Raw genomic sequence first — 5,687 nt, forward strand, 5'->3', positions numbered from 1 at the left:
GTCGGCCGCGAGTTCGCGGCAGCGGCGGGCGACCGCCCGGTCCGAGGTCCGGCCCGCGACGGCGTCCAGGGCGAAGCGCACCAGCCGATTGCGCGGCGTGTCCACCGTGAAGGCCTCGAACCGGCAGGCGACCTGTCCTCGATCCAGCAGGCGATGCGTCCCCGTCTTGAGGACGTCGATGCGGCCCCGGACGCGCGAAAGAACGGCCGTCTGCGGCCGATAACCCCGGCTCAGATTGCGATGGAGCCGGCGCTCGACCGCATGGGCCAGGAGACGCGCCGCCAGGGTGGTGAGGTCGGCGTCGTCCTCGGTCAACCGGGCGTCGAACCGGCCGGCGAACCGGGCCAGGTCCGAGGCGTAGAGGAACAGCAGCCAGATGTTGCGCACCGGGATGCGGCCGATCCGGTGGACAGACACCGGGTCGCCGCCGGCGGAATCCGCGGAGACGGGCGTCTCCGCCTCGAGCACGGTCACGGAAGATCCCGCAGCAGGTCCGAGCGGGCCGTCGCGACCTTGTCGGGCTGGTCGTACCAGTACTCTTCCAGCAGGGGCAGGATCTCGGTCTCCACCACGCCGCGGTACCAGGCCGCGCCGCCGTCCAGCCCCACGGGTCCGGTCGGCGTGACGTAGCTGTGGCCGATGCGGAAATGGGGGCCCAGGCCGCGATCGGCGGCGATGGCGCGGTTCACCGTCTCCAGCCGGGCTTCGATCAGGTCGGCCATGCCCGGCTGCAGTCCCCCGATCCGGTGGGCCCAGTCCCTCCAGGCCGGCCCCAGCCGGGGCTCCAGCGAGACGAAGGCGAAGCGGCGGCGAAGGGCCAGGTCGACCAGCGCCAGCGACCGGTCCGCTACGTTCATCGTCCCGATGACATGCAGGTTGTCGGGCACATAGACCCGTTCGCCGCCGGGCGTCGGGCGCGGATAGGCCAGCTCCAACGCCTCTTCGGGCCGCCGCTTGCTGTCCTCCAGCAGGGTCAGCATCTCGCCCAGTATCTGGGCCGGATTGCCCCGGTTGATCTCCTCGATGATCAGGACGAAGGGGCGGTCGGGCTCGGACAGGGCGGCGTCGATGGCCTGCAGGAAGACCCCGTCCGCGAGCTGGAGCCCGCCGTTCGCCGGCCGCCAGCCGCGCACGAAGTCCTCGTAGGCGAGGGACGGGTGGAACTGGACCACGCGAAGGCGCTGATCGACGGTCTCGCGGTCCCTCGATCCCAACAACGCATAGGCCAGGCGCCGCGCCAGCCAGGTCTTGCCGGTGCCGGGCGGGCCCTGGAGGACGAGATTCTTCTTGGCCTTGAGGCGCGCCAGGACGGCGTCCAGCTCGTCCGGCTCCAGGAAGCAGCCGTCCGCCACGATCCCGGCCGTGGTGTAGGCGGGACCCGGCGCGGACGCGTCCTCCGTCGCCGAGGGCGCGGCGCCGACCAGGGGCCGGCGGCCGTATTTGCGGGCGAAATAGGGTTGTTGCAGCCACCAGTCGTAGTCCTGGGGCGCGCCGCCGAAGGTGAATGCGATCAGCTGGCGGGCCTGTTCGACCGCGGGATCGGCTTCGTGAAGGGTCTTCAGATAGGTGTAGAAATACCAGTCGCGCGGCGGCGCCGGCGGGTCCCAGGCGACGTGCACGGTCAGGCCATCGCCGGGATTTCCGGTCACGACGCCGGTCGCCTTGATGCGCATGGCCGCGACGGGAGCGCCGCCGACGTCGAACGGCAAGCGCAATCTCTGCACGAAGGCCGCCTTGATCGCGATCCGGTCGCCTGGGGCCATCCGCCGGACCTGATCGGAGAACTGGTCCTGGTAGCCGTTGCGCCAGACACCCTCCCGGAGGAATCGCCCGGTTTGGTCCTCGCCGTCCCAGGCGGCGCCGCCGAACCAGTAGCGCGGACCCGAGCCGCCAGCGGGATCGAGGACGGGAGCGCGGGACTCGCTGACCGCCACGGTCTCGACGAGGGGAATGCCGAAGTCTCCGAGATCCTCGACCTCCAGCACCTCGAGCGGTTCGTCGGGCCGGCCCGCCAGGCCCATATGGTCCGGCGCGGTCCGGGCCCATTCGAACACCTTGCGCTGCTCCTCGCGGGCGAAGGCCGCGGGATCCTCGCCCGGGTCCAGGCCGACGGCGCGGGCGGCGGACAGGAAGCCCTGCAGGCCGGTCTCGGTGAAGCGTCCGGTGCCGCGTTCGTCCTTGCTGACCACGATGGCGCTGAGGATGGGCCAGCCGCGGACGTGGGCCAGATAGGTCAGGCGATCCAGCAGCAGCGACATGGGATGATGCGCCTTGCGCCATGGCACGCCGCTGGCCTCGGCCAGGTCGCCGTAGCTGACGAAGCCTTCCCGGCGGGCGGCGGCCAGGATGGCGGCGTAGACCCGTTCCGCGTCCAGCAGGCCGCGCTTGACGCCGTTCAGGGCCTTGAGCAGCCCGGCGGTCAGTTCTGGCGTCGCCTCGATCGCCCGTCCGGCGGGGGTCAAGGCCCAGCGGCCGTCGGGGGCGATCGCCGTGAGGTCGGCGCGCGCCAGCATCATGCGCGCGAACCGGACCTCCTTTTCGAATCGGTTCTCGCCCGACGGCAGGTCGACCTCGTCCGCGGGGTCCGCCAGCCCCTGGCCGCGAATCCAGGCGTAGACCTGTTGAGGCGGCGCCGTCTCCAGCGCCCGCAGCGCCTGCAGGACCGCCAGCATGTAGCGGGCGCGGCGAGGCGAATTCGGATCTGGCATCAGGACCTCCGGCGACGAGGTCAGAGCCTAGGAGCATCTCGACGCCGGCGGCAACTTCGGCGTGCAGGACGCAGCCAACAAGCGATCGCAGCGCCGGGAAGCGCGAGCATCTAAGCTGGGGGGAACTTCCCGGCGCGCCGGCGGCGCAGGTCGGGCGATGGCTCCGCGGGTAGGATTCGAACCTACGACCAGCCGATTAACAGTCGGCTGCTCTACCACTGAGCTACCGCGGAACAGGTTTCGCTCGGGAAGGCGGGCGCTATAGCAGCGGGAATCCGCACAACGCAACGGGAAAAGTCGGAACTTGGACATCATCCGTATCGAGAGCCCCGACGACCCCCGGATCGCCGGCTTCCGCGACATCCGCGAGCGCGACCTGACGGGCCGCCAGGGCCTGTTCGTGGCCGAGGGCGAGGTGGTGCTGCGCGTACTGGCCTCGCCGCAATCGCTGTGCCGCGCCCGGGCGGTCCTGTTGGCCGAGAATCGCGTCGAGGGGCTGAAGGACGCTCTGGCGGCGCTGCCCGAGGGAACGCCAGTCCATGCGGCGGCGCAGGGCGTGCTGGATTCGATCGCGGGCTTCGCGCTGCATCGCGGGATCCTGGCCCTGGGCGAGAAGCCGGCGGCGGAGGGCTTGGACGCCCTGCTGGCGGGGATGGGGGATCAGGCTCTGGTCGTGCTGGCCTGCGGCATCGGCAATCACGACAACATGGGCGGTCTGTTCCGCAACGCCGCCGCCTTCGGGGCCGACGCCATGCTGCTGGACGCCGGCTGCTGCGACCCCTTCTACCGCAAGGCCATCCGCGTCTCGGTCGGCGCGGCGCTGCGCACGCCGATGGCGACGGGGCTGGACGCCGCCGAAGCCGTGGAGGCCCTTAAGGCCGCGGGCTTCGCCGTTCTGGCCATGACCCCGTCGGCGGACCTGACGCTGGACCAGGCGCCCAGGGCAGGGCGGGTCGCGATCGTGCTGGGATCCGAGGGGCCCGGACTGCCCGAAGCGCTGATCGCCCGCTGCACGCCGGTCGGGATTCGGATGTCGGGCGGCTTCGATTCGCTCAACGTGGCGGTCGCGGGGGGCATCGCGCTGCATCATTTCGCGCGAACGGCGTAATTCGATCACCAAACCGCGATTAACGCTTTGTACACCTTGATGGATCGCCCGAGCTGTGTCGCTGTGGGCGGGTCCGGGGGGAGTGCAGGCATGTTGGGCGGGGTCTTCGTCTTCATCCATCGCAACGCGCGCGTCGCGCTGGCGATCGCCATCGCGGCCGGAGCCGTGGGCGCCGCCAGCGCCATCGGCTGGCTGACCGCGCCGATCTAGGGCCGTCTCTGCGGGGAAACTCGCGATGGAGGCCTGAGCCGGAATCGAACCGGCGTACACGGATTTGCAGTCCGCTGCGTAACCACTCCGCCATCAGGCCGAGAGCCCTGGAGAAACCAGGCCGTCCATCGCGAGGCGGGTTCGCTATCAGATCGGATTGTCCGCCGCAACGCACAGACCTATAAGCGCGCCAGATTTCAGCAGGATTCCACGCAAATGGATTACGCCGCCGCGCGCAAGGTCATGGTCGACAGCCAGGTCCGGGTGAACGATGTCACCGACCGCGCCCTGCAGGCCGCCCTGCTGGCGGTTCCGCGCGAGCGTTTCCTGCCGGCCGACCGCGCCTTCTCGGCCTACGCCGAGATCGAGCCCGAGATCGTCGCGGCCGCCGCCTGATGCTGGCCCGCGACCTGTCCAAGCTGTTGATGGCCTGGCGCCGAAGGACGGCGAGCGCGCCCTGGCCGTGGCCGCCCCCTACGCCGCGTCCGTCCTGGCCCGCATGGGCCTGAAGGTCACGGCCCAGGAAGCCGACGGGGCTGTGTTCGACGTGGCGGGCGCGGCCCTGGCCGACGCGGGTGGAGACCGCGGTCGCGCCGTTCTCGGCGGCGGCGGGCGAGGGCTACGACGTCATCGTGTCCGAGGCCGCCGTTCCCGGCCGGCCCGAGGCCTGGCTGGACGCCTTGAAGGTGGGCGGCCGCCTGGCGGTCGTGGAGCGGACGGGCCCGGCGGGCAAGGCGGTGCTGTACCTCCGGGGAGAGCAGGGCCTGTCGCGCCGCGAATTGTTCGACGCCGCCCCGCCGGTGCTTGCGGAACTGACGCCTGAGCCCACCTTCGCGCTCTGACGCCGTCCTCCGACGGAGGGGCTGGGCGTCGCGCGTGAAAAAAACTTAACTGGCGCGGGCGTAAAGCGTCCCGCATCAGGCCTATGGATACGAAGGGCGCGCTTCCCCGCGCCAGGCAGGAACAATCATGCTGAAACGTTCGCGCGTGCTCGCCTCGGCCGCCGTCATCGCCCTGGCCTCCGGACTGGGCGCGCCCGCTTGGGCCGAAACGCTGCAGGAAGCGATCGCCCTGGCCTACCGGACCAACCCGTCGCTGCTGGCCCAGCGCGCCAACCAGCGCGCCCTGGACGAGAGCATCGTCGAGGCCCGCGCCGGCCTGCGGCCGCAGCTGAGCGCCAGCGTCTCGGCGAATTACGCCCGGCAATGGAACGACGTCCTGCCGGACGCCGAGTCGGACACCGGCGGCGCGACCGTCAACCTGGAACAGTCCCTGTGGACCGCCGGCCGGGTTGGCCACGGCATCAACGCCGCCGACGCCAACATCATGGCCGGACGCGAGAATCTGCGCGACATCGAGCAGACGGTGCTGGCCTCGGTCATCCAGGCCTATGCGGACGTGATTCGCGACGTCGAGATCCTGCGCATCCGCCAGGCCAACCTCGTCGTCCTGCAGCGTCAGCTGGACGAATCCACCGCCCGGTTTGAGGTCGGCGAGATCACCCGCACCGACGTGGCCCAGTCCGAATCCCGCCTGGCCCAGTCGGAAGCCGACCTGGCCAACGCCCAGGCGCAGCTGTCCGTCAGCCGCGCCGCCTACGCCGCCGTCGTCGGACAGGCGCCGGGCGACCTGGCGCCGATGTCCCGGTCCTGCCAGGGCGT

At 70.9% G+C, this 5,687-nt stretch carries 6 protein-coding genes and 2 tRNA genes; 4 read left to right on the forward strand and 4 right to left on the reverse strand.

Going from position 1 to position 5,687, the window contains the following annotated elements; genetic code table 11:
- The 3 genes from AC2W7C_RS12760 to AC2W7C_RS12770 all read right to left on the reverse strand — a co-directional run.
- A partial coding sequence (locus AC2W7C_RS12760) for a 5-methylcytosine restriction system specificity protein McrC (RefSeq protein ID WP_486001776.1) occupies window positions 1-474 on the reverse strand: 474 nt, incomplete at its 3' end.
- Entirely contained in the window at window positions 471-2,708 is a 2,238-nt protein-coding gene (locus tag AC2W7C_RS12765; RefSeq protein ID WP_486001777.1) for an AAA family ATPase, read from the reverse strand. The genes AC2W7C_RS12760 and AC2W7C_RS12765, both read right to left, overlap by 4 nt.
- A gap of 158 nt (window positions 2,709-2,866) precedes the next feature.
- A tRNA-Asn gene (locus tag AC2W7C_RS12770) sits at window positions 2,867-2,941 on the reverse strand.
- 71 nt (window positions 2,942-3,012) lie between these two features.
- Between AC2W7C_RS12770 and AC2W7C_RS12775 the strand changes: the two genes are divergently transcribed.
- A complete protein-coding gene (locus AC2W7C_RS12775; protein ID WP_486001778.1) occupies window positions 3,013-3,816 on the forward strand; it encodes a TrmH family RNA methyltransferase in 804 nt (267 codons plus the stop codon).
- A 236-nt stretch (window positions 3,817-4,052) separates the two neighbouring features.
- On the opposite strand, the gene AC2W7C_RS12780 is transcribed toward AC2W7C_RS12775, so the two are convergent.
- Window positions 4,053-4,126 (reverse strand) — tRNA-Cys (locus tag AC2W7C_RS12780).
- Window positions 4,127-4,242: 116 nt separating this feature from the next.
- Here AC2W7C_RS12780 and AC2W7C_RS12785 point away from each other — a divergent pair.
- The 3 genes from AC2W7C_RS12785 to AC2W7C_RS12795 all read left to right on the forward strand — a co-directional run.
- Window positions 4,243-4,422 (forward strand): hypothetical protein, encoded by a 180-nt coding sequence (locus AC2W7C_RS12785; RefSeq protein ID WP_486001779.1) that lies wholly within the window; start codon window positions 4,243-4,245, stop codon window positions 4,420-4,422.
- A gap of 179 nt (window positions 4,423-4,601) precedes the next feature.
- A complete protein-coding gene (locus tag AC2W7C_RS12790; RefSeq protein ID WP_486001780.1) occupies window positions 4,602-4,868 on the forward strand; it encodes a hypothetical protein in 267 nt (88 codons plus the stop codon).
- A gap of 127 nt (window positions 4,869-4,995) precedes the next feature.
- Window positions 4,996-5,687, forward strand: a 692-nt coding sequence (locus tag AC2W7C_RS12795) for a TolC family protein (RefSeq protein ID WP_486001781.1), incomplete at its 3' end; no start/stop codon positions are given.

It is taken from the genome of Brevundimonas sp. CURTG3B2_SDJG, assembly GCF_057364705.1.